The following is a 26,357-nucleotide window of genomic DNA, read 5'->3' as shown; positions in this document are numbered from 1 at the left end:
GCTCCCGCGGGTATGCGCCCGCGACTAAGTTGGGTCTGTGACTGACGAAGACGCGCTCCGCGTGCGGCTGCGGCCCGAGATCGTGGCGGTCCCCGCCTACAAGCAGGGGCGGCCCGCGCCGGCGGACGGTTTCAAGCTGTCCAGCAACGAGAACCCCTATCCCCCGCTGCCCTCCGTCGTGGAGGCCGTGGCCGGCACCCTCGCCGAGCTCAACCGGTACCCGAACGCGGGCGGCGCCGACCTCCGGGAGCGGCTCGCCGAGCGGCACGGCGTGGAGGTCGACCAGGTCCACCTCGGCAGCGGGTCGGTCGCGCTGCTCGCGCAGCTCATCTCCGCCGCCGCGGGCACGGGTGACGAGGTCGTCTACGCGTGGCGGTCGTTCGAGGCCTACCCGGGCCTGGTCACCGTCGCGGGCGCGACCAGCGTCCAGGTGCCGAACCGGGCGGACGGCGGGCACGACCTCCCGGCGATGGCCGCGGCGATCACCGACCGTACGCGCGTCGTCATCGTCTGCACGCCCAACAACCCCACTGGTCCGGTCGTCTCGGCCGCCGAGTTCGAGGCGTTCATGGCCTCGGTTCCGCGCGACCTCCTGGTGCTGCTGGACGAGGCCTACTACGAGTTCGTCACCGACGACGCCTCGGTGGACGGCATCCCACTGCTCACGCGCTACCCGAACCTCGTCGTGCTGCGCACGTTCTCGAAGGCCTACGGGCTCGCCGCGCTCCGGATCGGCTATGCCGTGGGTCCCGCGGCGGTGCTGAACGCGGCGCGGTCGGCGGCCATCCCGCTCTCGGTGACGGACGCCTCCCGGGTCGCGGCGCTCGCCTCGATCGAGGCGGAGGACGAACTCATGGAGCGCGTGGCGCGCATCGCCATGCGCCGCGACAAGCTGCGGAACGCCCTGATCGACCAGGGCTGGGATGTCCCGGAGGCCAACGGCAACTTCGTCTGGCTGAACACCGGCCGGGAGACCTCCGTCGCCAACGACGCGTTCTTCGACGCCGGGCTCACGGTGCGGGCGTTCCCGCCGGAGGGCATCCGGATCAGCGTCGGGGAGCAGGAATCTGTGGAGAAACTCCTGGAGGTCACCGCCGATCTTGTGCGGAACCTACCAAATGGGCACCCCGGCAAGCGGTTAGGTTAGAACGGTGGTTGCGACGAACGATACCCCGCGCCCGGCGAACACCGTCCAGCTGCTGACCGCAGACGGCCGGTTCCAGCCGAGCGACCCGGCCGGAGAGTACCTGCCCTACCTCGAGCGACTCGGGGAGGAGGACTACCGCACCTTCTACCGCGACATGGTCCGCGTGCGGGCGGTCGACAACGAGGGGGCCAACCTCCAGCGCCAGGGCCAGCTCGGCCTCTGGGTGCCGAGCCGCGGCCAGGAGGGCGCCCAGGTCGGCTCCGCCCGGGCGGCCAAGCCGCAGGACAACCTCTTCCCGTCGTACCGGGAGCACGTGGTCGGCATGATCCGCGGCATCGACCCGGTCGGCATCATGGGCCTGCTGCGCGGCACCACGCACGGCGGCTGGGACCCGACCGACCCGGCGATCCAGGGCTTCCACCTCTACACCCTCGTCATCGGCTCGCACACACTGCACGCCACCGGCTACGCGATGGGCGTCAAGCTCGACGGCAAGGTCGGCACGGGCGACCCGGACGTGGACGAGGCGGTGATCGCCTACTTCGGCGACGGCGCGACGAGCCAGGGCGACGTCAGCGAGGCGTTCGTCTTCGCGGCCAGCTACCAGACCCCGCAGGTGTTCTTCCTGCAGAACAACCACTGGGCCATCTCGGTCCCGGTGAAGACGCAGTCGCGGACTCCGCTCTACCTGCGGTCGAGCGGCTTCGGCATCCCGGGCGTGCAGCTCGACGGCAACGACGTGCTCGCCGCCTACGCGGTGACCGCGAAGCACCTGGACGACGCGCGCAACGGCGAGGGCCCGAGCATGATCGAGGCGCTCACCTACCGGATGGGCGCGCACACGTCGAGCGACGACCCGACCAAGTACCGCACCGACGACGAGGTGGCGTACTGGGCCGAGCGCGACCCGATCCTGCGGTTCCGGGCGTTCCTGGAGAACCAGGGCGTCGGCCAGGCGTTCTTCGACACGGCGGAGGAGGAGGCGGCCGACCTGGCCGCCGACGTCCGCCGGCGCACGCTCGCCCTCGAGGTCCCGCCGATCGAGAGCATGTTCGACAACGTCTACAGTGAACCGCATCCCGTGATGGACGAGCAGCGACGCTGGCTGCAGGAGTACGAGGCGTCGTTCGGAGGTGACGCATGAGCGACCTGAGAGGCGAGACCGGATACGTGGAGGCCGAGCTGGTGGAGGACGAGACGCCGGACGGTGACAGCGCCGTGCACGACGAGCCGTTCGACGACACGCAGGCCATCGACGTGGTGGAGATCGTGGAGAGCGAGCCCGGCTCGCTCGTGCTCGAGGAGCACGTGGCCGAGCAGGAGTGGACGCGCGAGTTCGTGGTCGAGGACGAGACGGTTCCGGAGCAGGCTGCCGCGATCGACACGGAGTCGGAGGTCGGGGAGCCGCAGGAGAGCCGTGCCGCCGAGGCCGAGACCCCCGCCGAGCCGACCGGCCCGCGCATCCAGTCGATGCCGATGGTGAAGGCGCTCAACGCCGGCCTCCGGCGTGCGCTCGCCGCGGACCCGAAGGTCCTGCTCATGGGCGAGGACATCGGCCCGCTCGGCGGCGTCTTCCGCGTCACCGAGGGCCTGCAGGCCGAGTTCGGCGCGAAGCGCGTGCTCGACACGCCCCTCGCGGAGGCGGGCATCATCGGCTCGGCCATCGGCCTGGCGATGCGCGGCTACCGTCCGGTGGTGGAGATCCAGTTCAACGGCTTCGTCTTCCCCGGCTTCGACCAGATCACCACGCAGCTGGCCAAGCTGACCAACCGGCACAGCGGGGCCGTGTCCATGCCCGTCGTCATCCGCATTCCGCACGGCGGCCACATCGGCGCGGTCGAGCACCACCAGGAGGCGCCGGAGGCGTACTTCGCGCACACCGCCGGCCTGCGAATCGTCGCGCCGTCGACGCCGAACGACGCGTACTGGATGATCCAGGAGGCCATCGCCTCCGACGACCCGGTGATCTTCTTCGAGCCGATGAGCCGCTACTGGCCGAAGGGCGACGTCGACACCGAGGAGAACCCGGTGCCGCTGCACGCCAGCCGCGTGGTGCGCACCGGAACGGACGCGACGATCGTCGCATGGGCGGGCATGGTCCCTGTCGCGCTGCGCGCCGCCGAGGTCGCCGCCGAGGAGGGCCGCAGCCTGGAGGTCGTCGACCTCCGCTCGCTCGCGCCCATCGACTACGCGCCCGTGCTGCAATCCGTGCAGAAGACCGGTCGGCTCATCGTGGCGCAGGAGGCTCCCGGCACCGTGTCCGTCGCCTCCGAGGTCGCCGCGGTGGTCGCCGAGAAGGCCTTCTATTCGCTGGAGTCGCCGGTGCTCCGCGTCGCCGGCTTCGACACCCCCTTCCCGCCGGCCAAGCTGGAGGGCGTCTACCTCCCCGACGCCGACCGCATCCTCGAAGCCGTCGACCGCGCGCTCGCCTACTGAGCCCCGCCGAACGAAAGAAGCCGCACATGAGCGAGTCCCAGTTCCTGCTGCCCGACGTCGGCGAGGGTCTGACCGAGGCCGAGATCGTCTCGTGGAAGGTCGCGCCCGGTGAGCCGGTCGCGGTCAACCAGGTGATCGTGGAGATCGAGACGGCGAAGTCGCTCGTGGAGCTGCCGTCGCCGTTCGAGGGGACCGTCGGGGAGCTGCTCGTGTCCGAGGGCCAGACCGTGGAGGTCGGCACGCCGATCATCACCGTCACCGCCGGGGGTTCCGCGCCCTCCGCTCCGGCCGAGCCGGTCAGCGAGGTGGCCGAGGCTGAGGCGGACGCCGCGCAGAGCGTGTCGCACGAGGCCGACGAGCCGAAGGCGGGCGCTGTGCTCGTCGGGTACGGCGCCGCGGGTCACGGGACCAGCCGCCGGCGTCGGGTGACCCACCCGGGCACCGCCTCCATCCCGGTGACGTTCACGCCGGCTCCTGCTGCGGCCGCTGGACCCGCGCCTGCGCAGGCGGCCGCCCCCGCTCCGTCCGCCCCGGCCGGCGCCTCGCCCGTCGGCAGCGCGCCCGTCATCGCCAAGCCGCCGATCCGCAAGCTGGCGAAGGACCTCGGCGTCGACCTCACGTTGGTCACGCCGACCGGGCCGATCGGCGACATCACCCGGGAGGACGTGCTGCGGGAGGCGACCCAGGCCAGCGTGTTCCGCAACATCCAGACGCCCGCGTGGCCGGACGACCGCGAGGACCGCATCCCCGTCAAGGGCGTGCGCAAGGCGATCGCCAACGCGATGACCTCCAGCGCGTTCAGCGCCCCGCACGTCAGCCTGTTCGTCGACGTGGACGCCACCCGCACGATGGAGTTCGTCAAGCGCCTCAAGACGTCGCCGGACTTCGTCGGCGTCAAGGTGTCGCCGCTGCTCATCGTGGCGAAGGCGATCATCTGGGCCGTGCGCCGCAACCCGACCGTGAACTCCACCTGGACGGACGAGGAGATCATCGTCCGGCACTACGTGAACCTCGGGATCGCCGCTGCGACCCCGCGCGGCCTCATCGTCCCGAACGTCAAGGAGGCGCAGGGGATGACGCTGCTCGAGCTCGCCAAGGCGCTCGAAGAGCTGACCCTGATCGCGCGCGAGGGCAAGACTCCCCCGGCCGACATGGCGGGCGGCACGATCACCATCACGAACATCGGAGTGTTCGGGATGGACACCGGAACGCCCATCCTGAACCCGGGCGAGGTCGGCATCGTCGCGCTCGGCACGATCAAGCAGAAGCCGTGGGTCGTGGACGGCGAGGTGCGCCCGCGCTACGTCACCACGGTGGGCGCGTCGTTCGACCACCGCGTGGTGGACGGGGATGTCGCGTCGCGGTTCCTGGCGGATGTGGCCTCCATCATCGAGGAGCCCGCGCTGCTGCTGGACTGACCACCGCAGATTCGTGCCGAATGTGGCGTTTGGCCGCGTCATTCGCGACATTCCGCACGAATGTGCGTTGAGGGCGTTAGTGATTTTGACAATCGTTCTCAATTAGGGATACATTCGTGGGACACCCTCGAATTAGACAGGTCCCCATGTTGAAGCGTTCCGTCTTCACTCTCGCCCTCGCCGCCGCGACTGTGGCCGCGCTCACCGGCTGCTCGGCCGGCTCCGCCGCCGACGACGGCAAGGTCCGCGTCGTCGCCAGCACCAACGTCTACGGCGACATCGCCTCCACCATCGCCGGGAACGCCGTCGAGGTCACGGCTCTCATGTCCGACCCGGCCCAGGACCCGCACTCGTTCGAGGCGAGCGCCCAGAGCCAGCTCGCGGTCTCGAAGGCCGACATCCTCATCGAGAACGGCGGCGGCTACGACGACTTCATGAACACCCTCCGCAGCGGGTCGAAGAACACGAAGGCCACCGTGCTGAACGTGGTCGATATCTCGGGTAGGAACGCCGCCGGCGGGGAGTTCAACGAGCACGTCTGGTACGACGTCCCGACCATCCAGAAGTTCACGACCGCCCTGACCGACGCGCTGTCGAAGGCCGACCCGGCGCAGAAGGCGACCTTCGCCGCGAACGCCCAGGCCTTCTCGACCAAGCTCGGCGCCCTCCAGCACCGCGAGGCCGAGCTGAAGACGAAGTACGCCGGAGTAGGCGTCGCGATCACCGAACCCGTCCCGCTCTACCTGCTGGAGGCCAGCGGCCTCGTGAACAAGACGCCGGAGAAGTTCAGCGCCGCCATCGAGGCGGGCACCGACGTGTCCCCGCTCGTGCTGCAGCAGACGCTCGCGCTGTTCAGCGGCCACAAGGTGCGGCTGCTCGCCTACAACGAGCAGACCAGCGGGCCCGAGACCGACCGCGTGAGGGCGGCGGCTACGGCGGCGGGCATCCCCGTCGTCCCCGTCACCGAGACGCTGCCGAAGGGCAAGGACTACGTGAGCTGGATGAACGCCAACCTGGACGCCGTGGGAGCGGCGCTGGCGAAGTGAGCGAGCCGATCGAACGCGTGGCCGCGCCCGCGGAGCGCGACGTCGTGCTCAGCCTGCGCGACGCGGCGCTGGGGTTCGGGGACCGCACGCTGTGGAGCGGCCTCGACCTCGACGTGCACGCCGGCGAGTTCGTCGCCGTGCTCGGGCCCAACGGCTCGGGCAAGACCAGCCTGCTCAAGACGATCCTCGGCCAGCAGTCGCTGGACTCCGGGAGCATCGTGCTCGACGGTCACGCGGTGCGGCGCGGAGACCGGCGCATCGGGTACATCCCGCAGCAGAAGCTCATCCCGGCCGGCACCCCGATGCGCGCCCGCGACCTCGTCGCGCTCGGCGTCAACGGGCACCGCTGGGGCCTCCCCATCCCGAACCGCGCCGACCGCGCGCAGGTGGACCGGCTCATCGACTCTGTCGGCGCGCGGCGGTACGCGGACACCCCGGTCGGGTCGCTGTCCGGCGGTGAGCAGCAGCGGCTGCGTGTCGCGCAGGCGCTCGCCGGGGACCCCACCCTGCTGCTCTGCGACGAGCCATTGCTGTCGCTCGACCTCCAGCACCAGCGCGGGGTCAGCGAGCTCATCGACCGCCGCCGCCGCGACCACGGCAGCGCTGTCGTCTTCGTCACGCACGACGTGAACCCGGTGCTCGGGATGGTGGACCGCGTGCTGTACCTGGCCGGGGGCCGGTTCCGCACCGGCACCCCGGACGAGGTGCTGCGCAGCGAGGTGCTCACCGACCTGTACGGCACGCCCGTGGACGTCATCCGGAGCCGCGGGCGCATCGTCGTCGTCGGCATCCCGGACGCGGAGACCCACTCGCACCACGACCACACCCGCACGACGCACCCGGAGCCGGCCGAATGAACGATCTCTGGTCGCAGCTCTTCAACTTCACCGACTACGGCGAGCTGCTCGCCCTGGTGCGCAACTCGATCTTCGCCGGAGCGGTCCTCGGCGTCGTCGGCGGCCTGATCGGCGTCTTCGTGATGCAGCGGGACATGGCGTTCGCCGTCCACGGGATCAGCGAGCTCTCGTTCGCCGGTGCGGCCGTCGCGCTGCTGTTCGGCGTCAACGTCGTCGCGGGGTCGCTCGTCGGGTCGCTGATCGCGGCCATCCTGATCGGGCTCCTCGGGGCGAAGGCGCGGGACCGCAACTCGATCATCGCGGTGCTGATGCCCTTCGGGCTGGGGCTCGGGATCCTCGCGCTGGCGCTCTATCCGGGCCGCAGCGCGAACAAGTTCGGCCTGCTGACCGGCCAGATCGTGTCCGTCGACGACCCGCAGCTCGGCTCGCTGCTCGTCATCGGGGCGGTGGTGCTGATCGCTCTCCTGCTGATGTGGCGCCCGCTCATGTTCGACAGCCTGGACGCCGACGTCGCCGCCTCCCGCGGCGTGCCGACCCGCTTCGTCGCGCTCGCCTTCATGGTGCTGCTCGGCCTCGCGGTCGCCGTGTCGGTGCAGATCGTCGGCGCGCTCCTGGTGCTGTCGCTGCTCGTGACGCCCGCGGCCGCGGCGATGCGCATCTCGTCGTCGCCGCTGCTGGTGCCGCTGCTGAGCGTGGGCTTCGCCCTCCTCTCGATCGTCGGCGGTATCCTGCTGGCGCTCGGAAGCTCGCTGCCGATCAGCCCGTACGTGACGACGATCTCGTTCCTGATCTACGTGGTCTGCCGGCTGGTGGGCGCCCGGGGTTCCCGGCGACTCGTGAGCCAGAGAGGCTAGCCTGGAACAGTGAAGCGCAACACCTGGCAGCGGGAGGCCGTCCGCGAGGCCCTGTCCTCGACGGAGGGCTTCATCAGCGCGCAAGGGCTCCACCTGACGCTGCACGAGACGGGCTCCCCGATCGGCCTGGCGACCGTGTACCGGGCGCTCGCCGACCTGGCGGCGGAAGGCGACGCGGACTCGCTGCAGTCGCCGGAGGGCGAGAGCCTGTACCGCGCGTGCACGACGGGGCACCACCACCACCTGATCTGCCGCAAGTGCGGGCTGACGGTGGAGATCGAGGCCGACGAGGTCGAGCAGTGGGCGCGCGCGGCGGCGGCGTCGCACGGGTTCACGCAGGCGCAGCATGTTGTGGATGTGTTCGGGTTGTGTGCGGGGTGCACGGCGAAGGCGGCGGGCGAGTAGCTGAAATGTAACCACTAGGATCGGTTCATGCGCGTCGGTGTCTACATGGACGGATTCAACCTCTATTACGGTGCGCGGAAGCACTGCGGCCGTGGCACGCCGGGCTGGCGATGGCTCGACCTCCGGAAGCTGGCCGAACCGCTCGCCAAGTGGAGCGAGTCGGAGGTCACTCGGATCGTGTACTGCACCGCACGGGTCGATGCCGCGGACAATGCGACCGGGAGCGTCGACCAAGCGATCTACCTGGAGGCGCTGAGTGCTGCGGGGAGCGTGGATGTCATCGCCGAGGGCCGCTATGTCTCGTGGGCGAAACGAGAGCCGCTGGTGAACGAGGCGGTGGGAGCCTTTCGCCCGTCGATCTACGAGCACTCGGACGAGACGTGGGACGCGCGACTCCCACTGCGAAGCACGCCGATGCCATCGGAGTTGAGGTCGAGCGCAGTGATGGCGACCGTGCGCAAGCGCGAGGAGAAGGGATCTGACGTCAATGTCGCCTCCCACCTGCTCTTCGACGTCCTGGTCGGCGTGGTCGACGCTGTGATCGTCGTCAGCAACGACTCCGACCTCGAACTGCCGCTGCGCATGGCGCGGAGCCACGTGCCGGTCGGCACGGTGAATCCGTCGACCAATCCGACGGCCGGCGCTCTGAAAGGCCGGCCCGACGATGGAGTGGGGCGGCACTGGTGGCGGCGATTGACCGCTGAGGACTACCGGGCTGCGCAGCTTCCGGATGCGATCGGGCAGTTGAGGAAGCCGAGTGGGTGGTGACCCAGACACAAGAAAAGACCCGCCCTCACGTGGAGGAGCGGGTTGGCATCTAAAGTATATACATGGGGAACTGGTGAGGACAAGCGAATCCGCGATTTGGCGGCGCCTGCCCCATGCCGTAGCATGGATATTTGGCTGAGTGGGCTCCTCCCACTCCGTTAGCCGTGTACGAAACCCCACAACGAAAAACGCGTGGGAAGTCGTGCGCCGACAAGTGACCTTGGGTGGTGCCGGAAGGCATCACGGTATTGGAGAAGAAAGCAATGGCAGCAGTGTGCCAGGTGACTGGAGCCGTTCCCGGCTTCGGGCACAACATCTCGCACTCGCACCGTCGCACGAAGCGCCGGTTCGACCCGAACATCCAGAAGAAGACGTACTACGTCCCGTCTCTTCGTCGTAACGTCACCCTGACGCTGAGCGCCAAGGGCATCAAGGTCATCGACGCCCGTGGCATCGAGTCCGTGGTCAAGGACCTCCTGGCCCGTGGGGAGAAGATCTAATGGCGAAGCAGCAGGACATCCGTCCGATCATCAAGCTCCGTTCGACGGCGGGCACCGGTTACACCTACGTGACCAAGAAGAACCGCCGCAACGACCCCGACCGCCTCGTGCTCAAGAAGTACGACCCCATCGTGCGCAAGCACGTCGACTTCCGAGAGGAGCGCTAAACCATGGCCAAGACGTCCAAGATCGCCAAGAACGAGCAGCGTAAGGTCATCGTCGAGCGCTACGCCGCGAAGCGTGCCGAGCTGAAGAAGCAGCTCGTCGACCCGAACGGCACCGACGAGTCCCGTGAGGCCGCGCGCCTCGGCCTGCAGAAGCTCCCCCGTGACGCCTCCCCCATCCGCGTGCGCAACCGCGACGCGGTGGACGGCCGTCCCCGGGGAAACCTCAGCAAGTTCGGCATCTCGCGTGTCCGCTTCCGCGACATGGCGCACCGAGGCGAGCTGCCCGGCATCACCAAGTCGAGCTGGTAACACCCAGCGTCGGCTGCTGAGAAGCAGCGAACGACACCCTTTGAAGGGGCGTCCGGCATCCGCCGGGCGCCCCTTCGTCGTCCCCGGGGCTGGACACGCCCTGTCAACAGGCGAAAAATCCGCGAGAATCCGCGTAATTCCGCGGGATTCTGATACATTCGAGGCGGTCAACCGACCAAACGTTACGGCCCCCTGTGGCCTCAACCGTTCCACAAGACAGCTGAACTACCAGCACAAGGTCCGAGGAGGACACTCAATGGCTGACAACCTGAACAAGACCGAGCTCGTTGCTGCCGTCGCCGCGGCGTCGGGTCAGAGCCAGGCCACCGTCTCGAGCGTCGTCGACGCGTTCTTCGCCACGATCAGCGAGACCGTCAAGGGTGGCGGCAAGGTCACCATCCCGGGTTGGCTCGCCGCCGAGCGCACCGAGACCGCCGCTCGCACGGGTCGCAACCCGCAGACCGGCGCCGAGATCTCGATCCCGGCCGGCCACCGCGTCAAGCTGACCGCGGGCTCCAAGCTCAAGGCTGCCGTCAAGTAACAGCCTGAACCAGGCTCCACGGGGGCGGCGTCGCGACTGCGGCGCCGCCCCCGTTCCGTTGTGCCGACAGGGATCGGCGCCGCTGTGCTGTGGGCGGGCGTACAGCAGCGGAGACGTAGGCTTGACGGGTGCCCAGACTTCTCCGCGTGATCGGTCCCGCCGTACTGCTGGCGGCCGCTCTCGTGTCCGTCGTCGCGGCGCTGTCCTTCGGCGGAGGGGCCGCCGCGCCCCTGCTGCTCGACCCCGGCGCGCTGGTGCGCTGGGGCCTCCCGATCTCGACGCTCGTCGTCAACCTCAGCCTCTCCGGGACGGTCGGCGCGCTGATCCTGGCCTGCTTCGCGTTCAGCACGGACAAGGACGAGTACGGCACGGCCCTCGACTTCGCCGCCGCCAGCGCCGCGATCATGACGGTGGCCTCCGCGGTGACCGGCTTGTTCACGTTCGTCAGCGTCGCCAACGTGCCGTGGTCGTTCGACCAGACCTTCACCAACGGGCTGAGCTCGTTCATCACCAGCGTGTCGCTCGGTCAGGCCTGGCTCGGCATCACGCTGATCGCCGCCGCCGTCACGGTGCTCTGCTTCGCGGTGCGCAACCAGACGGCGATCGTCTTCGTCACGCTGCTGGCGATGGCCGCGGTCGTGCCGATGGCCCAGCAGGGGCACAGCTCGGAGGCCGCGGGCCACGACGCCGCGGTGACCTCCTTCGGGCTGCACGTGCTGTTCGCCGCGATCTGGCTGGGCGGGCTGCTGACCCTCATCGTCATCAAGCGCACGCTCGGCGACGGCCGGCTGGTGACGGTGCTGGAGCGGTACTCCAGCATCGCGCTCATCTGCTTCATCGTCGTGGCCACGTCGGGGTACGTGAACGCCGAACTGCGTGTCGGGACGCTGGCCGAGCTGGCGACGCCGTACGGCATCCTGGTGCTCGTCAAGGTCGCGGCGCTCGTCGTCCTCGGGCTGTTCGGGCTCGTGCAGCGCCGCGTCCTCATCGACCGGCTGAAGCGGCTGGGCGAGGGCCGGACGTTCTGGTGGATGGTCACCGCCGAGCTGGCCTTCATGGGCATCGCGTCGGGCGTGGCCGCTGCGCTCGCCCGCACCGTGACGCCGGTGCCGCAGACCCGGGCCGCGACGCCGACGCCGGCGGAGATCCTCACCGGCGACAAGCTCCCGCCGGAGCTCACCTGGGGCCGGCTCTTCACGACGTGGAACTTCGACCTCCTCTGGGTGCTCGCCTGCGCCTTCGCGCTGTTCTTCTACCTGGCCGGGGTGTGGAGGCTGCACAAGCGCGGCGACAAGTGGCCCATCTACCGAACGGTGCTGTGGACGCTCGGCATCGTCCTGCTCTTCTACATCACCAACGGCGGCGTGAACGTCTACGAGAAGTACCTGTTCTCGGCGCACATGTCGGCGCACATGGTCCTGACGATGGCCGTCCCGCTGCTGCTGGTGCCGGGCGCGCCGGTGACGCTCGCCGTCCGGGCGATCCGCAAGCGTCAGGACGGCACGCGCGGGGGCCGCGAGTGGATCCTGCTCGCGGTGCACTCCCGGTTCGCGGGGATCATCTCGCATCCGCTCGTCGCGGCGGGGCTGTTCGCCGGGTCGCTCTGGGCGTTCTACTACACGCCGCTCATCCGCTGGGCGACGACGGACCACATCGGGCACGAGTGGATGGTCGTGCACTTCCTGATCACCGGCTACCTGTTCGTCCAGTCGCTGATCGGCATCGACCCGGTCAAGTACCGGCTCCCGTACCCGTTCCGGCTGCTGCTGCTGCTCGGCACGATGGCGTTCCACGCGTTCTTCGGGCTGTCCATCATGCAGATGCACGGCCTGCTGCTGGCGGACTGGTTCGGCGCGATGGGCCGGACGTGGGGCGCGACTCCGCTGGTCGACCAGCAGACGGGCGGCGGGATCGCGTGGAGCATCGGCGAGATCCCGACGGTGATCCTGGCGATCGTGGTGGCCATCCAGTGGAGCCGCAGCGACGAGCGCGACTCGAAGCGGCAGGACCGGAACGCCGACCGCACCAACGACGCGGAGCTGAAGGCGTACAACGAGCAGCTCGCGCGGCTGGCGGCGCGGGACGGCACGGTGCAGCGGTAGCGGCTACTGCCCCACGACGATGTCGAGCGAGCCGTCGGGGCGGATGACCACGCTGGTGAGCGACACGGTGAACTTCTCGTCGGACTCCCGGTGCTCGATGCTGCCGTCGAAGATGGACTGCACGGTGACGGAGAGGTGGGCGATCCCGACGGCCTGCGACATCGTCCAGGAGGTGTCGCCCGGCACGAGGTGGACCTCGGGGTACTGCGTGATCTTCCAGGTGGGCGCGCCCTGCACGCGGTCGTCGATGACCACGCCGAACGGGCATCCCGCGGGCTGGAGGACCTGCTGCTTCGCGCACTCGTCGAGGAACCCGTTCAGCTCCTTCTGGACGGCCGCGGTGAAGGCGTCGTTGGGCTGTGCGTCGACCGTCGCCGCCACCGTGGCGCCCGGTGCGGACGCCACGTCCACGGGCGCGGCGTGCGTGTACCGGTCGGAGTGGCCCAGCGCGTAGAGCGACGGCGCGGGGACCAGGTAGCCGGCGCTCACGCTGAAGGCGCTCGCCGGCTGCGACGGGGCGGCGGCGCGCGGGCTCAGGGTCCGTCCGCCGACGGTGAAGGTCTGCGCGTGCGCGACGGTGATGTGCGCGACGCCGACCGGCGTGCGTGCGAACTCCCAGGTCGGCAGGAGGCCGAGGACGGCGCCGGTCTGGCGGAGCTCGAACGCGGCGGTGACCGGGTGGCCGTCCGCGACGACGTGCACCGTGACCGTCCGGCGGCCGCCCGGGCCGGCCGTGTCGGAGACGACGCGGGTGTCGGTGTAGTCCGGGAGCAGGTCGGAGCGCAGCAGCTCGGCGGAGGCGTCCCCCGGCAATCCGGCGGCGGCCAGCGCCTCCTTCGTGGGCGCGGCGCCCGGCATGGCGAGCGCGCTGGTCAGGTCGTGCGAGGCGAGTGCGCCGACATAAGCGGAGACGAAGCCCTCCGGGCTGTAGAAGGTCCGCTGGACGGCGCCGAGCGCGGCGAGGAACGCGGCGACGAGGAGGACGCCGACGCCCGCCCAGAGCAGCACAGGTCGGAGTCCGCCGACCCTGCCGTCCCCACCCATGACTGCCATCCTATGGGCGTGTGGATAAGCCGCCGTGGCGCTGCGTGCGGGGTTAGAGTAGTTCGGCAGGTCGCGCGAGGGAAGGGATCCGGATGGGCGGACTCTCGCTCTCGCCCGAGCAGCGGGCGGTGTTCGAGCTGATCGAGCACACGCGCGACCACGTGTTCGTGACGGGCAGGGCCGGAACCGGCAAGTCCACGCTGCTCAACCACCTCTCGTGGAACACCGAGAAGTCGATCGTCATCGCCGCGCCGACCGGCGTCGCCGCGCTGAACGTCGGCGGGCAGACCATCCACTCGCTGTTCAAGCTGCCGATCGGGGTCATCGCCGACCACGACATCGACCAGACCAGCGAGCTGCGCAAGCTGCTGAACAGCATCGACACCCTCGTGATCGACGAGGTCTCGATGGTGAACGCCGACCTGATGGACGCGGTCGACCGCAGCCTCCGTCAGGCCAGGCAGCGGCCGAAGGAGGTGTTCGGCGGCGTCCAGATCGTGCTGTTCGGCGACCCGTACCAGCTCGCGCCTGTGCCGGGCGACCACGAGGAGCGCGCCTACTTCGCCGACACCTACCGCTCGATGTGGTTCTTCGACGCGAAAGTGTGGCGGGAGGCCGACCTCCAGATCGTCGAACTGCTGCAGGTGCACCGGCAGCACGAGTCGGACTTCCGCTACATGCTCAACGCCGTCCGGCACGGGCAGGTGACGAAGGAGATCGCCGACCGGCTCAACGAGGTCGGGGCGCGCCCGGCGCCGCGGGACGGCACGATCACGCTCGCGACGCGCAACGACACGGTGAACCGCATCAACGCGCAGGCGCTGGAGCACCTGCCCGGCCGCCCGCTGACAGCCAAGGCCGAGGTCAGCGGCGACTTCGGAGGCCGCAACTACCCGGCCGACGAGGTGCTGGAGCTGAAAGTCGGCGCGCAGGTGATGTTCCTACGCAACGACGTGGGCCAAGGCGACGGGCCGCGCTGGGTGAACGGCACCATCGGCACGGTGACCCGCATCGACTCGAACGTCTACGTGGAGGTCGACGGCGAGGTGCACGAGGTGGAGCCCGCGATCTGGGAGAAGTACCGGTACAACTACTCCCCCGAGACCAAGAAGCTCACCAAGGACGTGGTCGCGGAGTTCACGCAGTTCCCGCTGCGGCTCGCGTGGGCGGTCACCATCCACAAGTCGCAGGGCAAGACGTACGACGCAGCCATCGTGGACCTGGGCACGCGCGCGTTCACCTCGGGCCAGACCTACGTCGCGCTGAGCCGGATCACCAGCCTGGAGGGCCTCTACCTGACCCGCCCGCTGCGGCCGAGCGACATCACGGTGGACCCGGACGTGGAGCGCTTCATGCGCGACGCCCGGTCGATGCGGGTGCCGATCGCGGCGGAGTGACCGGGCGGGCTCCGGCCTGATCCCTAGGGAGCGCGGCCTCCGTCATGGCATGCTGGGCGGGGCGCTTTCGGGTGCGCCGACGAGAGGAGACGCCGATGGCGGTCATGTTCGCACTGGATCTGAGCGACGGGCAGCACGTCGAGACGTCGGGCAACGGTGTGATCGGGCGCAATCCGGCATCCCACACGCCGGGCACCGAGTTCGACGACCCCGCACACGTCGAGATGGTGACGGTGGCGGACGACGCCAAGTCGGTCTCCCGCGCGCACCTCGCGTTCGGGCAGTACGACGGGATCTTCTGGGTGATGGACCTCGGCTCCGCCAACGGGACGACGATCACCTACCCGGGCGAGGGCACCTTCGCGTGCGACCCGAACACGCGGCACGAGGTCGATCCGGGGTCGATCGTGCGGTTCGGGAACGCCTCGTTCGCGCTGAGCCGCCGGAGCTGAGCCGCCGGAGCTGAGCCGCGTTCTCAGTGGTGGTGGTGCACCGTCACCGCTGCGACCCCGGCGTCGGTGGCCCCGAGCGCGGGAATGGTCACCGCGCAGACGGCGCACGCGCTGACCAGCAGCGCAGAGACGAATCGCAGTGCGCCGCCCGCGTGCCGCGCGGGACGGCCGCGCCGGACGACGACCGCGGCGACCGCCGCCACGACGACGTCGAGCAGCGATGCCACGCCCATCGGCAGGAGGGGGAGCGTGAGCACCGTGCCCGACGTCGCCGTGGCGCCGGCCGTGGCGAGCGCGGCCCAGATCCCGAGCGGCGCCAGCGCCAGTGCCGGGATCAGGCCGAACAGGGGAGGTCGCTCGCGGGACAGTGTGAGCACCGCCCAGGTCAGCTCCGCGGCGGCGACCGCCACCAGGAGCGCGAGCAGCGGGAGGGGTGCGCTGGGGGCCAGGGCCGCGTGAAGCAGCCCCGCCCCCAGCGCGGCCACGGCGAGGAAGGCCCTGGTCGCCGGAGCGACCGGGGCTGACCCCTTCATCCTGCTCATGGGAAGCGCCGTGGCCCGGTCGGTCAGGCGGCGACCGAAGAGGAGCGCACAGTCCGCTCGGCGCCGAGACCGACACCGAGGAGCACGATGGCGCTCACCAAGTGGAGGAAGTGGTCCGGGGTGTTCAGGGCGAGGATGTTCGCCCCGGTCCCGACCAGGAAGAAGCCGACGATGCCGAGGAGCAGGTAGACCGCTCCCACGGTGGTGTTGACGGCCTTCGCCGCAGCTGCCCTGGTGAGGCCGGCGATGAGCAGCGCCGCGCCGATCAGCAGGTGGGCGATGTTGTGCAGCGGGTTGACCTCGAAGATGCCGAGGATCAGGCCGCCCTTCGTCGCGACGAAGCCGACGCCGCCGGTGAAGGCGAAGCCGAGCAGGCCGACGAGCAGGTAGACGGCGCCGAAAATGGTGGCGACGAGGCGGTTCGGTGATGTGCGCATGTGTCGTTCCTCCTTGGAAGACGGCGCGCGGCGTGCGCGCCTCATCCAGGGATTCGGGGCGGTCGGCCGATCGGATTGGACACGGTTCGCGGGACTCCGCGCGGACGTCGCCGCACGCTACAATCGCTGCCACAGGAGCGTCGGGGGGATGCGATGGGACGAGGGAGCAGTCTCCGCAGAATGGTTCTCGCGGCGTCCGCCGCCGTCCTCGCCCTCACCCTCGCGGCGTGCGGCAACACCGGCGCGAACCCCGACTTCCCGCCGCAGCAGCAGGGCGCCCTCCCGGCGGCCACGGTGACGCGGCTCACCGCGGCGGTGACGGACGCGATCGCGCTCTCCGGAGGGTCGGCCGCCCTCGTCGGGGTGTGGGCCCCGTGGGCAGGGAGCTGGACGACCGCGATCGGGACCACGACCCGCGGCGGGTCCGTGCCGGTCACTCGCGGCATGACGTTCCGTACGGGCCAGGTCACCACCGCGATGACGTGCACCGTGCTCCTCGAACTGGTCGACGAGGGCACCGTGGAGCTCGACGACCCGGTCGCGCAGTGGATTCCGGGGCTCGTGGGCGTCGGCGGGGTGACGCTGCGCGAGCTGTGCCAGAACACCTCCGGCTTCGGCGATTACGCGTCGGCCCTGCGCCGTGTGTTCCTGGCCAACCCGGAGCGCTACTGGCCGCCGCTGGAGCTCGTGAGCGACGGCATCGCGATGGCGCGGACCGGCAACCCGGGCGAGAAGTTCTCCCCGTCGCAGACGAACGCGCTGCTGCTCGGGATGGCGCTGCAGAACGCCGCGGGCCGCAACTGGGCGCAGCTCTACCAGAGCTACGTGTTCGACCGGCTCGGGATGGCCGCGAGCGTCCTCCCCGACGACGGCGTCCACACCGTCCCCGGCCCGCATCCCGCGGGCTATGTCGCCCCGCTCGACGCCACCGGCGCTCCCGTGTGCGACAAGCCGCAGGACATCACCGCGCTGTCGCCGTCGCTGGGCTGGACGGCGGCCGGGGTGGTCTCGAACGTCTCGGACCTCAAGGTGTTCGCGCAGGCGCTCGCCAGTGGCTCGCTGCTGAGCAGCGGCTCGGCGGACGCGCAGGCGAAGACGGTCTCCGCCGGCGCGTCCTGGCTGGGCTACGGGCTCGGCATGCAGGTCGTCGGGCCGCTGCGCGGCGCGTCCGGGGCCGTCCCCGGCTACCTGTCGGCGGCGTACGCCGACCCGTCGTCCGGGCTGACCGTCGTCGTGGCGCTGAACGACTCGACGCCGGGCGCGGGGTTCGCGCAGGCGCTGGCCGAGCGGCTCGCGTCGATCGTGTCCAAGGTGCCCGCAGTGCAGAAGGGCGCGAAGGTCGTGGCGTCCCTCCCCTGGTCGGAGGACCAGGCCACGGCCGCCATGAAGGCCGCGGCGCCCTGCCCGACGAAGGCCGCCGCGGGCTGACGGCCGGAGCATAGCGGATGCCTCCGCGAATGCAATGCATTCATTTGTCACCCGACTTGGGTCGTTACAGGATGCTGGTCAGCCCGCTAATTTCAAGAGTGCCGAAGCGTCTACCCCTAATCGGGCGCAGAGGTGAAGTGCGCACCCGAGCGTGATTTACACCCACCGAAACCCGCCGTGGTCCATGCCCTAGGACCGCGAACGACTGAGGAACACGTGAACACACACTCGCGCGATCAGCTCGTCATCGAGCACCTGCCGCTCGTCGGCTACATCGTCTCCGACCTGTGCAACCGCGGCACCCATCTCGACAGGGATGAGCTGGCCTCCGCCGGCCAGTTCGCCCTGTTCCAGGCGTCCCGCTCCTTCGACCCCGACCGCGGCGTGCCGTTCGGCGCGTACGCCCGCACCCGCATCTCCGGCGCGCTGGCGGACGAGCTGCGCTCGCAGGACTGGGTCTCCCGCGGCACCCGCAAGACGATCAAGGAGACGCTGGCGATCCGGGACGGGCTCTACCAGACGCTCGGCCGGACCCCCACCGTCGACGAGATGGCCGTCTCCCTCGGCGTGGACCGCGCGACGGTCGTCGCCACCCTCCGCGAGTCCGCGACCGGACCGGTCGCGATCGAGGAGCGGTCGGAGGAGCTGGTCTCGGCGATCCTCGGCCCGGAGGAGTCGGCGGAGACGTCGGAGCGCGAGACGTTCCTGCGCGCGGCCGTCGAGGCGCTCCCCGAGCGGTTGCACCTGATCGTCACGCGGCTCTTCTTCGAGGACCGGCAGGTCAAGGACGTGGCCGCCGAGCTCGGCGTCACGCACGCGGCCGTGTCGCTGGCGCGGACCGAGGCGATGAAGCTGCTGCACGAAGGCTGGCTCCTGCACTTCGACCGGGACTCCGGCGTTCTCCCACTGCCCGACCGGAACCCGCGGACCAAGCGATCGGCCTACCTCGCCAAGCTCGCGGAGTTCACCGCGCACCCGACCGCGGTCACCCGCGTCACCGCCTGACCGATCGTCAGAGGACGGTGTCGATCAGCCGGGCGCTCTGCTCGGTGTGGTCGATCTCGCCGTTCGCGCGGTAGGTCGCGGTCGTCTGCGCCCGCACCTCGCGGATCTCGGTGATGACCTCGACCAGGGCGCGCAGGTGGTCGGTGAAGATCTCGGCCCACATCGGGCTCGGCGCGCCCTCGGCCAGGTCGCGCAGGAGGGCGCCGGGAGGCAATCCCCAGGACTCGCCGAGGCTGGAGATGGCGACGGCGGTCGAGAGGCTGGACTTTCCGAGACGTCCGGTGACGACGTCGATCTCGCGGGAGGCGTGGGCGAGCCAGCGGGTCATGCCGGCGGTGCGCAGCAGCCGCTCCTCCTCGTACTTGAAGAGCAGCATCTCCAGGAGCTCCCGCTGACGCCAGAGCTGCGCCGTCAGCTCGTTCGCCTCGTTCGTCGTCATCGATGGTTCCATTCGTGAAGCGCACTCGGGTGTGCGGACCGAAGCCCGCGTTGCGTACACACTACTTGCCGTCCCGGCACGAACCGAGGGCGGGTTTCTCAGGCGGTCCGGCGCAGCGGCACCTGCACGCGGTCGAGGTCGTCCGTGGCGATCACCTGCGCGCCGGTGCGTGTGACCGGGTCGATGAGGATGGGTGCGAGGAGGTTGACCGTCACCTCGTCGGCGTGCGGCGTCACGACGAGGAAGACGCCGGACTCCGGGTCGGCGGGTCGGTCGAGCTCCCCCACGTAGTCGGGCAGATAGGCGGCCGCGTCGACCAGGAACAGCCGGATCGCCGGCTGCGCGCTCGCCCGGAGCGTGTAGGTGTCGCGCGCGCCGTCGAGCGGGGCGAAGTCGTACTCGGTGAACGACCCGAGGCCGGCGAGCGGTTCCTGGAAGCTGATCTGCACTGTCATCTGAGGTAGTCCATCAAGGTCGGCTGGATGCTTTTGGCTGTGACGGCCAGGGCGGTCTGGTAGGCGACCTGCTGCGTCTGCATCTCCAGGATGGCATGCGCGGCGTCCACGTTCTGGATTCCGTTCTGGGTGGTCTGCAGCGTCGTGGCCTGGGTGGTGAGCGCCGCGGTCGCTCCGGTGAGCTGGTTCTGCGCGCTGCCGACGGTCGCCTCGGCGCCGCGGATGTTCGAGGCCACGGCGTCGATCGCGGTGAGCTGCCCGCCCACGTTGCCTCCGCTGCTCACGGTGCTCGCGATCGAGTCGATCAGCGCGAAGACCGAGGTCGGCCCTGCGCCGAGCACCGACGACCCGTCGACGTCGACCCGGACCGTCGTGTCCGTGCCGACTCGCCGGTTCACGGACGACCCGGCCGTTCCGTTGAAGGAGTAGTCGGGGTTGTATGCGCTGCCGGCGTCGGAGGTGCCGGCGAAGACGCTGCGGCCCTGGTACTGCGTGTTCGCCAGCGTCAGGAGCGTCTGCTTCAGCGACTGGAGCTGGGTGGCGATGGCCGCGCGCGAGCTGGGGGTCTGCGTGGCCGTGTTGGCGGCCTGCACCGTCAGGTCGCGGACCTGGTTGAGCGTGTCGTTCATGGACGAGAGTGCCGTGCCCGCGGTCCCGAGCCAGGCCGTCCCGTCGCCGGCGTTCCGCTGGTACTGCGTGTTCTGCGCGAGCTGCCGCTGCAGGTCGAGCAGGGTCGCGGCGCCCGCGGGGTCGTCGGAGGTCTTGCTGATCGCGAGCCCGCTGGCGACCTGCTGGTCGAGCTGGTCGAGCCGCTGGGCGCTGAGCTGGAGGTTGCGCTGGGCCGACGCGAGCTGCGTCGACTCTGTGACACGGAATGACATGTTCGGCCTATCCCAATCCGACGAGTCCGGTGTGGTTGATGAGCTGATCGAGGATGGAGTCGAGTGCGGTCATGACGCGCGCCGAGCCCTGGTAGGCGTGCTGGTACGCGATCAGGTTCATGTTCTCCTCGTCCAGGCTGACCGACTCCTGCGAGGACTGCGCGCCTGTCGCGGCGGCCTGGGCGCTCTGATCGAGGGTGGACTGCTGCGTCGCGTTGCTCGTCGCGGTGCCGAGCGCGATGACGCCCGTCGACCACGCGACGTCGGGCGAGCCCGCGCCGGTGCCGAGCTGGCCGATCGCGTCGGCGATCGAGCCGTCGGCCGCGCCTGCGCCCGCGGCCGCGACCGCGACACCGGACGGGTCGGTCGGGAGGACGCTCAGGCCGAGCGCCGCCGGGCCGCTCGCCGACATCCCGAAGAACGCGACGTTCGTGGCGCCGGTGGAGGTCGTCCCGGTGACGCTGACGGCGTTCACCTGCTGGGCGAGAGAGGTCGCGAGGGTGTTCAGCTTCGCCGCGGTCTCCGCGATGGCTCCGCCGTTGCCGGACGCCGTGGCGGGCGCCAGGAGCGCGAGGTCGCCCGCCAGCTTCCCGGAGCTGAGCGAGACCGGGCCGACGCCGTCGGACCACTGCACCCCGGCCGGCGACCCAGCGGCGCCCTCCAGAGTGGTCGATCCGGTGACCGACAGGGACCGGGCGACGGTGCCCTGCACCAGGTTCGCGCCGCCGATGCTCACGGTCACGGTCTGGTCGGCGTTGTTCACGACGGACGCGCCGGAGAGCGAGGCGAGCTCGGTCAGGAGGGTGCTGCGCTGGGTGATGAGCGCGTTGACGTCGCCGCCCGACGCCGCCACCGAGCGGATCTGCCCGTTGAGCTGGGCGACCTTGGACGCGTCGGAGTTCACCTGCGCGGCCGTGGTCGCCAGGTCCTGCTGGGTCTGCGACCACTGCGACTGCACGGAGCGGTACGCGGTGGCGATCTGACCGACCAGGGAGCCCGCCTTGCCGAGCAGGGCGGCGACCGGTGCTGGCGCGCCCGGTTGGTTGGAGACGTCCTGCCAGGCCGACCAGAACTTCGAGAGCGAGCCGGAGATGGCGTCGCCGCTCGGCTCGCCGAGGGTCGACTCCAGGGCGCTCAGCCCCGAGGCCGTGACGCTGCTGTAGCCGGCGGCGGCGCCGGCGGACCGGGCCTGGGCGTCGAGCAGGGACGAGCCGAGCTGGACGATGCCGGCCACGCGCACGCCCTGGCCGGCGGCGGCCGACTGCGCGAAGGGGCCGACCTGGGCGGGACCGCCGACGGCCTCCAGGTCGACCTGCTGGCGGACGTAGCCGGGGGTGGTCGCGTTGGCGATGTTGTCGCCCGTGACCTCGATGCCGGCCTGAGCGGCGGCGAGGCCGGAGAAGGCGGTGTTGAGGGAGCCGAGAAGGTTGCCGGACACGGTCGTCTCCTACAGGGTCGCGTCGACGAGGCGGGCGCGTGCGGACGGCAGGTCCGTCGTCCCGTCGGAGGTGTAGACCGACGCGCCGTCCGAGACGGCGTCGAAGGTGTCCTGGGCGGCGCGGAGGGCGTTCCGCAGCAGGCGGTCGTTGCCGGCGCGCACGGTCCGGATCTCGCGGGTCAGCGTGACGAGGGCCTCCAGGTGGGCGGCGAAGATGCCCTGCCAGGCTCCCTCGGGAGCGCCGGCCGCGAGCTCGCGCAGCCGGGTGTCCGCGGGGAGGTTCCACTCGATCGCCAGGGCGGACGCGGAGACGCTCATCGAGAGCGTGGCGGTCCGGAGCCGCTCGATCACGACCTCCGCCTCGCGCGTCGCGTGCGGCACCCAGCGGGCTTTGCCGGAGGCGAGGAGCAACTGCTCGACCTCGAATTTGTAGAGCAGCAGCTCCAGGAGCTCTCTCTGACGCCAGAGCTCGTTCGACAGTTCGTTGGCGCCCACCGCGCTCCACGCTCCCATCAGCCATCCATAGCAAGGGCACACACGTTGTCTGCCGTACCTTCCGCTATCGGCAGGAACGGGTCCCTTGTAAGCATTTCGGGGGACACGGAACGTATTTCGATCGGGTGCTTACATCCGTGGCCGAGCTGCCGATAGGTCCATTCGTCGGCCCACGGACGGGCCGGCTCTGCACACTCTCACGGAGGAATCGAACATCATGGCTATGACCATCAACACCAACCTGAGCGCTCTCTCGGTCACGAACGCGCTCAACTCCAACCAGGCCGCTCTGCAGAGCAGCATGAACAAGCTGTCCTCGGGCTCGCAGCTGAACACCGCTGCCGACAACCCGGCCGGCCTGGCGATCTCGCAGGGCCTGCTGGCTCAGATCGGCGGTCTCAACGCGGCCGCGCAGAACACCGCCAGCGGCATCAACCTGATCCAGACCGCCTCCGGCGCGCTGTCCCAGGTGTCCAACATCCTGCAGACGATCAACAGCCTCGCCGTCCAGGCCGCGAACGACACGAACAGCACCGCGTCGCGCTCGGACATCCAGACGCAGGTCACCGCTCTGGCCGCCCAGCTCACCTCGATCGGCACGTCCACGAACTTCAACGGGGTCAAGCTGCTCGACGGCTCGGCCACCGGCGCCGCGGCGCTGAACTTCCAGACCGGCTCCAACGCGACGGACAAGGTCTCCCTCGACCTCGGCACGGCCAACGTGACCACGATCGGCACGGCCGTGGCCGCGCTGGACTTCACCACCACGGCCGGTGCGCAGAACGCGATCACTCAGATCCAGACCCAGATCCAGACCGTGTCGACCGCTCAGGCCACCCTCGGCGCGACCCAGAACGTGCTGACCGCGACCGCGCAGAGCATCGCCGTCAACTCGCAGAACCTGACCGCCGCCAACTCGCAGATCGCGGACACCGACATGGCGTCCGAGATGGCGAAGTACAGCAAGGAGAACGTGCTCATGCAGGCCGGCACTGCGATGCTCTCGCAGGCCAACCAGCAGAGCCAGCTCATCCTCAAGCTGCTCCAGGGCTGACCCCCTCTGGCGGGCGGCGACTGATTCGGGTTCAGTCGCCGCCCGCACCGCTTCAACCTGATCGCGGATCGGAGGAACCCGGATGAGCTCAGTCGGAACCATCTCCCTGCCCTCCCTCACCGTGGGCGGCAACGGCCAGGTCACAGTCTCGAACCTGGTCAACAACCTCGACCCCACGGCCATCGTGAACGCCCTGATGACCGCGGAGTCCATCCCCCAGACCCAGCTCCAGGCCAAGGTCAAGACGGAGCAGTCCGCCCTCTCGGCCTTCCAGAACCTCAACGTGACGCTTCAGGCGCTCCAGACGAGCGCGGCGGGAGCCTCGGCCACGAACGGCCTCAACCTCCTCACCGTCGCGAGCACGGACCCGTCCGTCACGGCCACTGCGACCACCGCGGCGTCGCCGACCTCCTTCTCGCTGCAGGTCAACCAGGTGGCGCAGGCGCAGGTGTCCGTCACCGGGGTCATGACGACCTGGCCGGACAGCGGCGGCGCGATCACCATCGTCGACTCGACGGGCGCCGCGCACCAGATCACGGCCGCGTCCACCAGCATCTCGGATGTGGTCACCGCCATCAACGCCGCAGGGGCGGGCGTCACGGCCGCGCAGGTCGCCTCGGGCACCGACGCCTCGGGCAACCCGCAGTACCGGCTCCAGCTCACCTCGACGCAGACCGGAGCGGCGGCGGCCTTCCAGGTCTACGCCGGCACCAGCGCCGCGTACTCGGCCGGGACCGCCACGAACCTCCTCACCCAGGCCGGCGCCGCCACCGTCACCGCCGCGCAGGACGCGACGGTCACCCTCTGGCCGGGCACCGCGGCGGCGCAGACGGTCTCGTCGTCCACCGACACCTTCGCGAACCTGGTCCAGGGCGTGACCGTCACGGTAGCGAAGCCCACCACCGCGCCGGTGACGCTCACCTCCACGATGGACAGCGGCAGCATCACCTCGACCGCGTCCTCCCTGGTCTCCGGCGTGAACACGCTGCTCTCGTACATCTCGCAGCAGTCCGCCGTCACGACGACCCAGAACGCGGACGGGTCCAGCACCACGACCGCCGGGACGTTCACGGGCAGCCTCCTCATCCAGGGGGTCTATCGCAACCTGCAGTCGGCGGTGTCGGCTCCAGTCGGCCCCGGCGGTACGGTCTCCCCCGCCACCTACGGCATCGCGATCCAGTCGGACGGGTCGATCAAGTTCGACAGCGCGAAGTTCCAGGCCGCCCTCGCGAGCGACCGCGCCGGGACCATCGCCGCCGTGCAGACGATCGCCTCCCGTGTGCAGGCCGTCAGCGCGACGGCCTCCGACCCGGTGACCGGCACCGTGACCGCCTCCATCTCGTCGCAGCAGACCCAGATCTCCAACGACCAGTCGGGCGTGAGCAACTGGACGACGATGCTCGCGGCGAAGCGCAAGCTGCTGACGGCGCAGTACACGGCCCTCGTCACGACCCTCGGCCAGCTCCAGAACGAGCAGAACTACCTGACCCAGCAGATCAACGCGATGAACCCGTCGTCGTCGAACTGACAGAGAGAACACAAGGATCGCCATGCCATCTGCGGCACAGACCTACCGCGACAACGCCATCCTCTCCGCGTCGCCGTCGCGGCTGCTCACCATGCTGTACGACCGGCTGCTGCTCGACCTCACCTGCGCGAAGGACGCCCTGGACGCCGACGACCTCGCCGTCGCGGACTACCGGCTCACCCACGCGGTCGACATCCTCACCGCGCTGGCGGGCTCGCTGCGCCTGGACGTCTGGAACGCGGCAGAGAGCCTGCTCGGCCTCTACATCTACGTCTCGAACGCCCTCATCCACTGCCGGGTGACCCGGGACGTCGCCCTGGTCATCGAGGCGATCGCGCTGCTGGAGCCGCTGCGCCAGGCCTGGCACCAGGCGGCGGACTCGCTGTCGTCGGGGACCTCGTGGGAGGTCGACGGCGCGGACGACAACAGCGAGGTCGTGGCGATTGCCTGACCTGTCCGCCGGCGCAGCGGCCGACGCCGCGTGGGCCTCGGCCCTGGACGAGCTGGAGGCGCGCGCCCAGGCCGCCGACCCGGCGGGACTCGAGCCGTGGCATCCCGCCGCACCGCTCCCCGCGCTGCCGGCGGCGCTCGCCGAGCGCGCACGCGCCGTGCAGGCCGCGCAGCAGCGGGCGATCGACGGCCTGCGCGACCTGCAGCAGCGGGTCCGTGCCGAGCTGGAGTCGCTCGCCAGCGCGCAGACGCCGCGGCCCGACGCAGAACCTCCGGTCTACCTCGATCTGATCGGGTAGGACGCTAACGCGCGCGCCGATCCTGCCGATAGGCCACTACGAGCACGGATCGCTCGCCGCGGCCACGGATCGGCCTCCTCCCCTGGAATTCCACCACTCATGAGGTGAGCCTTGCTCGATTCCGTGACGATGAACGCGATGACCTCCGCCCTCGACGGCTACGCCGCGGCGCAGACCGCGATCTCCAACAACATCGCGAACATCAATACGCCCGGCTACCACGCGCAGGTCGTGGACTTCGCGTCGGCCCTGGAGAAGTCGGTCGCGGCCCACAGCGGTCAGCTGCCGGCCTCCGCCATCGCGCCGACGACGAGCATGGACCCGACCCGGCTGAACGGCAACAACGTCTCGCTGGAGCAGGAGACGCTCGCCCAGGTCACCAACGGGCTGAAGTTCCAGGCGGCCTCGCAGGCGATGTCCCAGCAGTTCAGTGAGCTCCGCGCCGCTGCGACGGTGAACTGAC

31 protein-coding genes are annotated in these 26,357 nt (G+C 70.1%); 23 read left to right on the top strand and 8 right to left on the bottom strand.

The annotated features are described in order from the left end of the window. Positions 1-37 precede the first annotated feature (37 nt). The 14 genes from ACQ86L_RS12275 to ACQ86L_RS12210 all read left to right on the top strand — a co-directional run bounded on the left by ACQ86L_RS12275 (position 38) and on the right by ACQ86L_RS12210 (position 12,550). On the top strand, positions 38-1,147 hold the full coding sequence (locus tag ACQ86L_RS12275) for a histidinol-phosphate transaminase (protein WP_434315651.1): 1,110 nt from the start codon (positions 38-40) through the stop codon (positions 1,145-1,147). Positions 1,148-1,151: 4 nt separating this feature from the next. Beyond that, a complete protein-coding gene (locus tag ACQ86L_RS12270) occupies positions 1,152-2,291 on the top strand; it encodes a thiamine pyrophosphate-dependent dehydrogenase E1 component subunit alpha (RefSeq protein WP_434315650.1) in 1,140 nt (379 codons plus the stop codon). A 326-nt stretch (positions 2,292-2,617) separates the two neighbouring features. Continuing rightward, complete coding sequence (locus ACQ86L_RS12265) at positions 2,618-3,583, top strand: alpha-ketoacid dehydrogenase subunit beta (protein ID WP_434318886.1); 966 nt, start codon at positions 2,618-2,620, stop codon at positions 3,581-3,583. A 26-nt stretch (positions 3,584-3,609) separates the two neighbouring features. Continuing rightward, entirely contained in the window at positions 3,610-5,001 is a 1,392-nt protein-coding gene (locus ACQ86L_RS12260; RefSeq protein WP_434315649.1) for a dihydrolipoamide acetyltransferase family protein, read from the top strand. A gap of 146 nt (positions 5,002-5,147) precedes the next feature. After that, a complete protein-coding gene (locus ACQ86L_RS12255; protein ID WP_434315648.1) occupies positions 5,148-6,047 on the top strand; it encodes a metal ABC transporter solute-binding protein, Zn/Mn family in 900 nt (299 codons plus the stop codon). Next, a complete protein-coding gene (locus tag ACQ86L_RS12250) occupies positions 6,044-6,904 on the top strand; it encodes a metal ABC transporter ATP-binding protein (protein ID WP_434315647.1) in 861 nt (286 codons plus the stop codon). The genes ACQ86L_RS12255 and ACQ86L_RS12250 overlap by 4 nt, the downstream gene beginning before the upstream one ends. Next, positions 6,901-7,758 carry a metal ABC transporter permease gene (locus tag ACQ86L_RS12245; protein ID WP_434315646.1) on the top strand — a complete coding sequence of 286 codons (858 nt, stop codon included), beginning with the start codon at positions 6,901-6,903 and terminating at the stop codon, positions 7,756-7,758. The genes ACQ86L_RS12250 and ACQ86L_RS12245 overlap by 4 nt, the downstream gene beginning before the upstream one ends. A gap of 9 nt (positions 7,759-7,767) precedes the next feature. Beyond that, positions 7,768-8,163, top strand: a complete 396-nt coding sequence (locus ACQ86L_RS12240) for a Fur family transcriptional regulator (RefSeq protein ID WP_370055367.1) — start codon at positions 7,768-7,770, stop codon at positions 8,161-8,163. 27 nt (positions 8,164-8,190) lie between these two features. Further along, a complete protein-coding gene (locus ACQ86L_RS12235; protein WP_434315645.1) occupies positions 8,191-8,931 on the top strand; it encodes an NYN domain-containing protein in 741 nt (246 codons plus the stop codon). 263 nt (positions 8,932-9,194) lie between these two features. Continuing rightward, a complete protein-coding gene (gene rpmB / locus ACQ86L_RS12230; protein ID WP_018188988.1) occupies positions 9,195-9,431 on the top strand; it encodes a 50S ribosomal protein L28 in 237 nt (78 codons plus the stop codon). Beyond that, positions 9,431-9,598, top strand: coding sequence for a 50S ribosomal protein L33 (gene rpmG, locus ACQ86L_RS12225; RefSeq protein ID WP_055922173.1), 168 nt, complete (start codon positions 9,431-9,433; stop codon positions 9,596-9,598). The genes rpmB and rpmG overlap by 1 nt, the downstream gene beginning before the upstream one ends. 3 nt (positions 9,599-9,601) lie before the next feature. Continuing rightward, positions 9,602-9,907, top strand: a complete 306-nt coding sequence (rpsN, locus tag ACQ86L_RS12220) for a 30S ribosomal protein S14 (protein WP_345838803.1) — start codon at positions 9,602-9,604, stop codon at positions 9,905-9,907. Between the two features lie 256 nt (positions 9,908-10,163). After that, entirely contained in the window at positions 10,164-10,448 is a 285-nt protein-coding gene (locus ACQ86L_RS12215; RefSeq protein ID WP_308457987.1) for an HU family DNA-binding protein, read from the top strand. 128 nt (positions 10,449-10,576) lie between these two features. Continuing rightward, positions 10,577-12,550 (top strand): cytochrome c oxidase assembly protein, encoded by a 1,974-nt coding sequence (locus ACQ86L_RS12210; protein WP_434315644.1) that lies wholly within the window; start codon positions 10,577-10,579, stop codon positions 12,548-12,550. A 3-nt stretch (positions 12,551-12,553) separates the two neighbouring features. Here the strand turns inward: ACQ86L_RS12210 and ACQ86L_RS12205 are convergent, their stop codons facing one another. Continuing rightward, on the bottom strand, positions 12,554-13,594 hold the full coding sequence (locus ACQ86L_RS12205; RefSeq protein ID WP_434315643.1) for a hypothetical protein: 1,041 nt from the start codon (positions 13,592-13,594) through the stop codon (positions 12,554-12,556). 92 nt (positions 13,595-13,686) lie between these two features. On the opposite strand from ACQ86L_RS12205, the gene ACQ86L_RS12200 reads away from it, so the two are divergent. Continuing rightward, positions 13,687-14,991 (top strand): ATP-dependent DNA helicase, encoded by a 1,305-nt coding sequence (locus tag ACQ86L_RS12200; RefSeq protein WP_434315642.1) that lies wholly within the window; start codon positions 13,687-13,689, stop codon positions 14,989-14,991. Positions 14,992-15,086: 95 nt separating this feature from the next. Beyond that, the gene (locus tag ACQ86L_RS12195; RefSeq protein ID WP_434315641.1) at positions 15,087-15,443 is read left to right on the top strand and encodes an FHA domain-containing protein; all 357 of its coding nucleotides are present in this window, start codon (positions 15,087-15,089) and stop codon (positions 15,441-15,443) included. Between the two features lie 23 nt (positions 15,444-15,466). Here ACQ86L_RS12195 and ACQ86L_RS12190 read toward each other — a convergent pair whose 3' ends face one another. Both ACQ86L_RS12190 and ACQ86L_RS12185 read right to left on the bottom strand, forming a co-directional pair. Next, positions 15,467-15,985: a hypothetical protein gene (locus tag ACQ86L_RS12190; RefSeq protein ID WP_434315640.1), complete on the bottom strand. Its 519-nt coding sequence runs from the start codon at positions 15,983-15,985 to the stop codon at positions 15,467-15,469. A 23-nt stretch (positions 15,986-16,008) separates the two neighbouring features. After that, complete coding sequence (locus ACQ86L_RS12185; RefSeq protein WP_382457861.1) at positions 16,009-16,422, bottom strand: DUF4383 domain-containing protein; 414 nt, start codon at positions 16,420-16,422, stop codon at positions 16,009-16,011. 180 nt (positions 16,423-16,602) lie between these two features. On the opposite strand from ACQ86L_RS12185, the gene ACQ86L_RS12180 reads away from it, so the two are divergent. Next, positions 16,603-17,850 (top strand): serine hydrolase domain-containing protein, encoded by a 1,248-nt coding sequence (locus tag ACQ86L_RS12180; protein ID WP_434315639.1) that lies wholly within the window; start codon positions 16,603-16,605, stop codon positions 17,848-17,850. Positions 17,851-18,066: 216 nt separating this feature from the next. After that, positions 18,067-18,855 (top strand): sigma-70 family RNA polymerase sigma factor, encoded by a 789-nt coding sequence (locus ACQ86L_RS12175; protein ID WP_434315638.1) that lies wholly within the window; start codon positions 18,067-18,069, stop codon positions 18,853-18,855. A gap of 7 nt (positions 18,856-18,862) precedes the next feature. On the opposite strand, the gene ACQ86L_RS12170 is transcribed toward ACQ86L_RS12175, so the two are convergent. The 5 genes from ACQ86L_RS12170 to flgN form a co-directional block, all read right to left on the bottom strand. Next, a complete protein-coding gene (locus ACQ86L_RS12170) occupies positions 18,863-19,294 on the bottom strand; it encodes a flagellar protein FlgN (RefSeq protein WP_434315637.1) in 432 nt (143 codons plus the stop codon). Positions 19,295-19,392: 98 nt separating this feature from the next. Beyond that, on the bottom strand, positions 19,393-19,749 hold the full coding sequence (locus ACQ86L_RS12165) for a flagellar assembly protein FliW (protein WP_345838813.1): 357 nt from the start codon (positions 19,747-19,749) through the stop codon (positions 19,393-19,395). Continuing rightward, the gene (gene flgL, locus ACQ86L_RS12160; RefSeq protein WP_434315636.1) at positions 19,746-20,630 is read right to left on the bottom strand and encodes a flagellar hook-associated protein FlgL; all 885 of its coding nucleotides are present in this window, start codon (positions 20,628-20,630) and stop codon (positions 19,746-19,748) included. Before flgL ends, ACQ86L_RS12165 begins: the two co-directional genes overlap by 4 nt. Before the next feature lie 7 nt (positions 20,631-20,637). Then, entirely contained in the window at positions 20,638-22,068 is a 1,431-nt protein-coding gene (gene flgK / locus ACQ86L_RS12155) for a flagellar hook-associated protein FlgK (protein WP_434315635.1), read from the bottom strand. A gap of 9 nt (positions 22,069-22,077) precedes the next feature. Beyond that, the gene (flgN, locus tag ACQ86L_RS12150) at positions 22,078-22,581 is read right to left on the bottom strand and encodes a flagellar export chaperone FlgN (RefSeq protein ID WP_434315634.1); all 504 of its coding nucleotides are present in this window, start codon (positions 22,579-22,581) and stop codon (positions 22,078-22,080) included. 205 nt (positions 22,582-22,786) lie between these two features. Between flgN and ACQ86L_RS12145 the strand changes: the two genes are divergently transcribed. The 5 genes from ACQ86L_RS12145 (at position 22,787) to flgB (ending at position 26,356) form a co-directional block, all read left to right on the top strand. Continuing rightward, a complete protein-coding gene (locus tag ACQ86L_RS12145; RefSeq protein WP_434315633.1) occupies positions 22,787-23,617 on the top strand; it encodes a flagellin in 831 nt (276 codons plus the stop codon). Between the two features lie 82 nt (positions 23,618-23,699). After that, positions 23,700-25,145: a flagellar filament capping protein FliD gene (fliD, locus tag ACQ86L_RS12140; RefSeq protein ID WP_434315632.1), complete on the top strand. Its 1,446-nt coding sequence runs from the start codon at positions 23,700-23,702 to the stop codon at positions 25,143-25,145. Between the two features lie 22 nt (positions 25,146-25,167). Beyond that, positions 25,168-25,596 carry a flagellar export chaperone FliS gene (fliS, locus tag ACQ86L_RS12135; protein ID WP_345838819.1) on the top strand — a complete coding sequence of 143 codons (429 nt, stop codon included), beginning with the start codon at positions 25,168-25,170 and terminating at the stop codon, positions 25,594-25,596. Then, complete coding sequence (locus ACQ86L_RS12130) at positions 25,589-25,894, top strand: hypothetical protein (protein ID WP_434315631.1); 306 nt, start codon at positions 25,589-25,591, stop codon at positions 25,892-25,894. Before fliS ends, ACQ86L_RS12130 begins: the two co-directional genes overlap by 8 nt. Positions 25,895-26,032: 138 nt before the next feature. Next, the gene (gene flgB, locus ACQ86L_RS12125; RefSeq protein WP_434315630.1) at positions 26,033-26,356 is read left to right on the top strand and encodes a flagellar basal body rod protein FlgB; all 324 of its coding nucleotides are present in this window, start codon (positions 26,033-26,035) and stop codon (positions 26,354-26,356) included. Position 26,357: the final 1 nt, after the last annotated feature.

The organism is Leifsonia sp. P73 (genome assembly GCF_051059105.1).
GTDB lineage: Bacteria > Actinomycetota > Actinomycetes > Actinomycetales > Microbacteriaceae > Leifsonia.
Note: the sequence above shows the minus strand (reverse complement) of the source record. Positions and strands in the feature narration are given on the sequence as shown.

What these genes read in the sequence shown, in the direction of transcription:
- rpmB (WP_018188988.1), top strand. Translation starts at nt 9,195, where the DNA reads ATGGCAGCAGTGTGCCAGGTGACTGGAGCCGTTCCCGGCTTCGGGCAC.
- ACQ86L_RS12180 (WP_434315639.1), top strand. Translation starts at nt 16,603, where the DNA reads ATGGTTCTCGCGGCGTCCGCCGCCGTCCTCGCCCTCACCCTCGCGGCG.
- flgL (WP_434315636.1), bottom strand. Translation starts at nt 20,630, where the DNA reads ATGTCATTCCGTGTCACAGAGTCGACGCAGCTCGCGTCGGCCCAGCGC.
- ACQ86L_RS12185 (WP_382457861.1), bottom strand. Translation starts at nt 16,422, where the DNA reads ATGCGCACATCACCGAACCGCCTCGTCGCCACCATTTTCGGCGCCGTC.
- flgN (WP_434315634.1), bottom strand. Translation starts at nt 22,581, where the DNA reads ATGGGAGCGTGGAGCGCGGTGGGCGCCAACGAACTGTCGAACGAGCTC.
- ACQ86L_RS12255 (WP_434315648.1), top strand. Translation starts at nt 5,148, where the DNA reads ATGTTGAAGCGTTCCGTCTTCACTCTCGCCCTCGCCGCCGCGACTGTG.
- ACQ86L_RS12200 (WP_434315642.1), top strand. Translation starts at nt 13,687, where the DNA reads ATGGGCGGACTCTCGCTCTCGCCCGAGCAGCGGGCGGTGTTCGAGCTG.
- ACQ86L_RS12235 (WP_434315645.1), top strand. Translation starts at nt 8,191, where the DNA reads ATGCGCGTCGGTGTCTACATGGACGGATTCAACCTCTATTACGGTGCG.
- ACQ86L_RS12145 (WP_434315633.1), top strand. Translation starts at nt 22,787, where the DNA reads ATGACCATCAACACCAACCTGAGCGCTCTCTCGGTCACGAACGCGCTC.
- ACQ86L_RS12245 (WP_434315646.1), top strand. Translation starts at nt 6,901, where the DNA reads ATGAACGATCTCTGGTCGCAGCTCTTCAACTTCACCGACTACGGCGAG.
- ACQ86L_RS12265 (WP_434318886.1), top strand. Translation starts at nt 2,618, where the DNA reads ATGCCGATGGTGAAGGCGCTCAACGCCGGCCTCCGGCGTGCGCTCGCC.
- ACQ86L_RS12165 (WP_345838813.1), bottom strand. Translation starts at nt 19,749, where the DNA reads ATGACAGTGCAGATCAGCTTCCAGGAACCGCTCGCCGGCCTCGGGTCG.
- ACQ86L_RS12215 (WP_308457987.1), top strand. Translation starts at nt 10,164, where the DNA reads ATGGCTGACAACCTGAACAAGACCGAGCTCGTTGCTGCCGTCGCCGCG.
- rpmG (WP_055922173.1), top strand. Translation starts at nt 9,431, where the DNA reads ATGGCGAAGCAGCAGGACATCCGTCCGATCATCAAGCTCCGTTCGACG.
- fliD (WP_434315632.1), top strand. Translation starts at nt 23,700, where the DNA reads ATGAGCTCAGTCGGAACCATCTCCCTGCCCTCCCTCACCGTGGGCGGC.
- flgB (WP_434315630.1), top strand. Translation starts at nt 26,033, where the DNA reads ATGACCTCCGCCCTCGACGGCTACGCCGCGGCGCAGACCGCGATCTCC.
- ACQ86L_RS12205 (WP_434315643.1), bottom strand. Translation starts at nt 13,594, where the DNA reads ATGGGTGGGGACGGCAGGGTCGGCGGACTCCGACCTGTGCTGCTCTGG.
- fliS (WP_345838819.1), top strand. Translation starts at nt 25,168, where the DNA reads ATGCCATCTGCGGCACAGACCTACCGCGACAACGCCATCCTCTCCGCG.
- ACQ86L_RS12195 (WP_434315641.1), top strand. Translation starts at nt 15,087, where the DNA reads ATGGCGGTCATGTTCGCACTGGATCTGAGCGACGGGCAGCACGTCGAG.
- ACQ86L_RS12170 (WP_434315637.1), bottom strand. Translation starts at nt 19,294, where the DNA reads ATGACGACGAACGAGGCGAACGAGCTGACGGCGCAGCTCTGGCGTCAG.
- ACQ86L_RS12260 (WP_434315649.1), top strand. Translation starts at nt 3,610, where the DNA reads ATGAGCGAGTCCCAGTTCCTGCTGCCCGACGTCGGCGAGGGTCTGACC.
- rpsN (WP_345838803.1), top strand. Translation starts at nt 9,602, where the DNA reads ATGGCCAAGACGTCCAAGATCGCCAAGAACGAGCAGCGTAAGGTCATC.
- ACQ86L_RS12190 (WP_434315640.1), bottom strand. Translation starts at nt 15,985, where the DNA reads ATGAGCAGGATGAAGGGGTCAGCCCCGGTCGCTCCGGCGACCAGGGCC.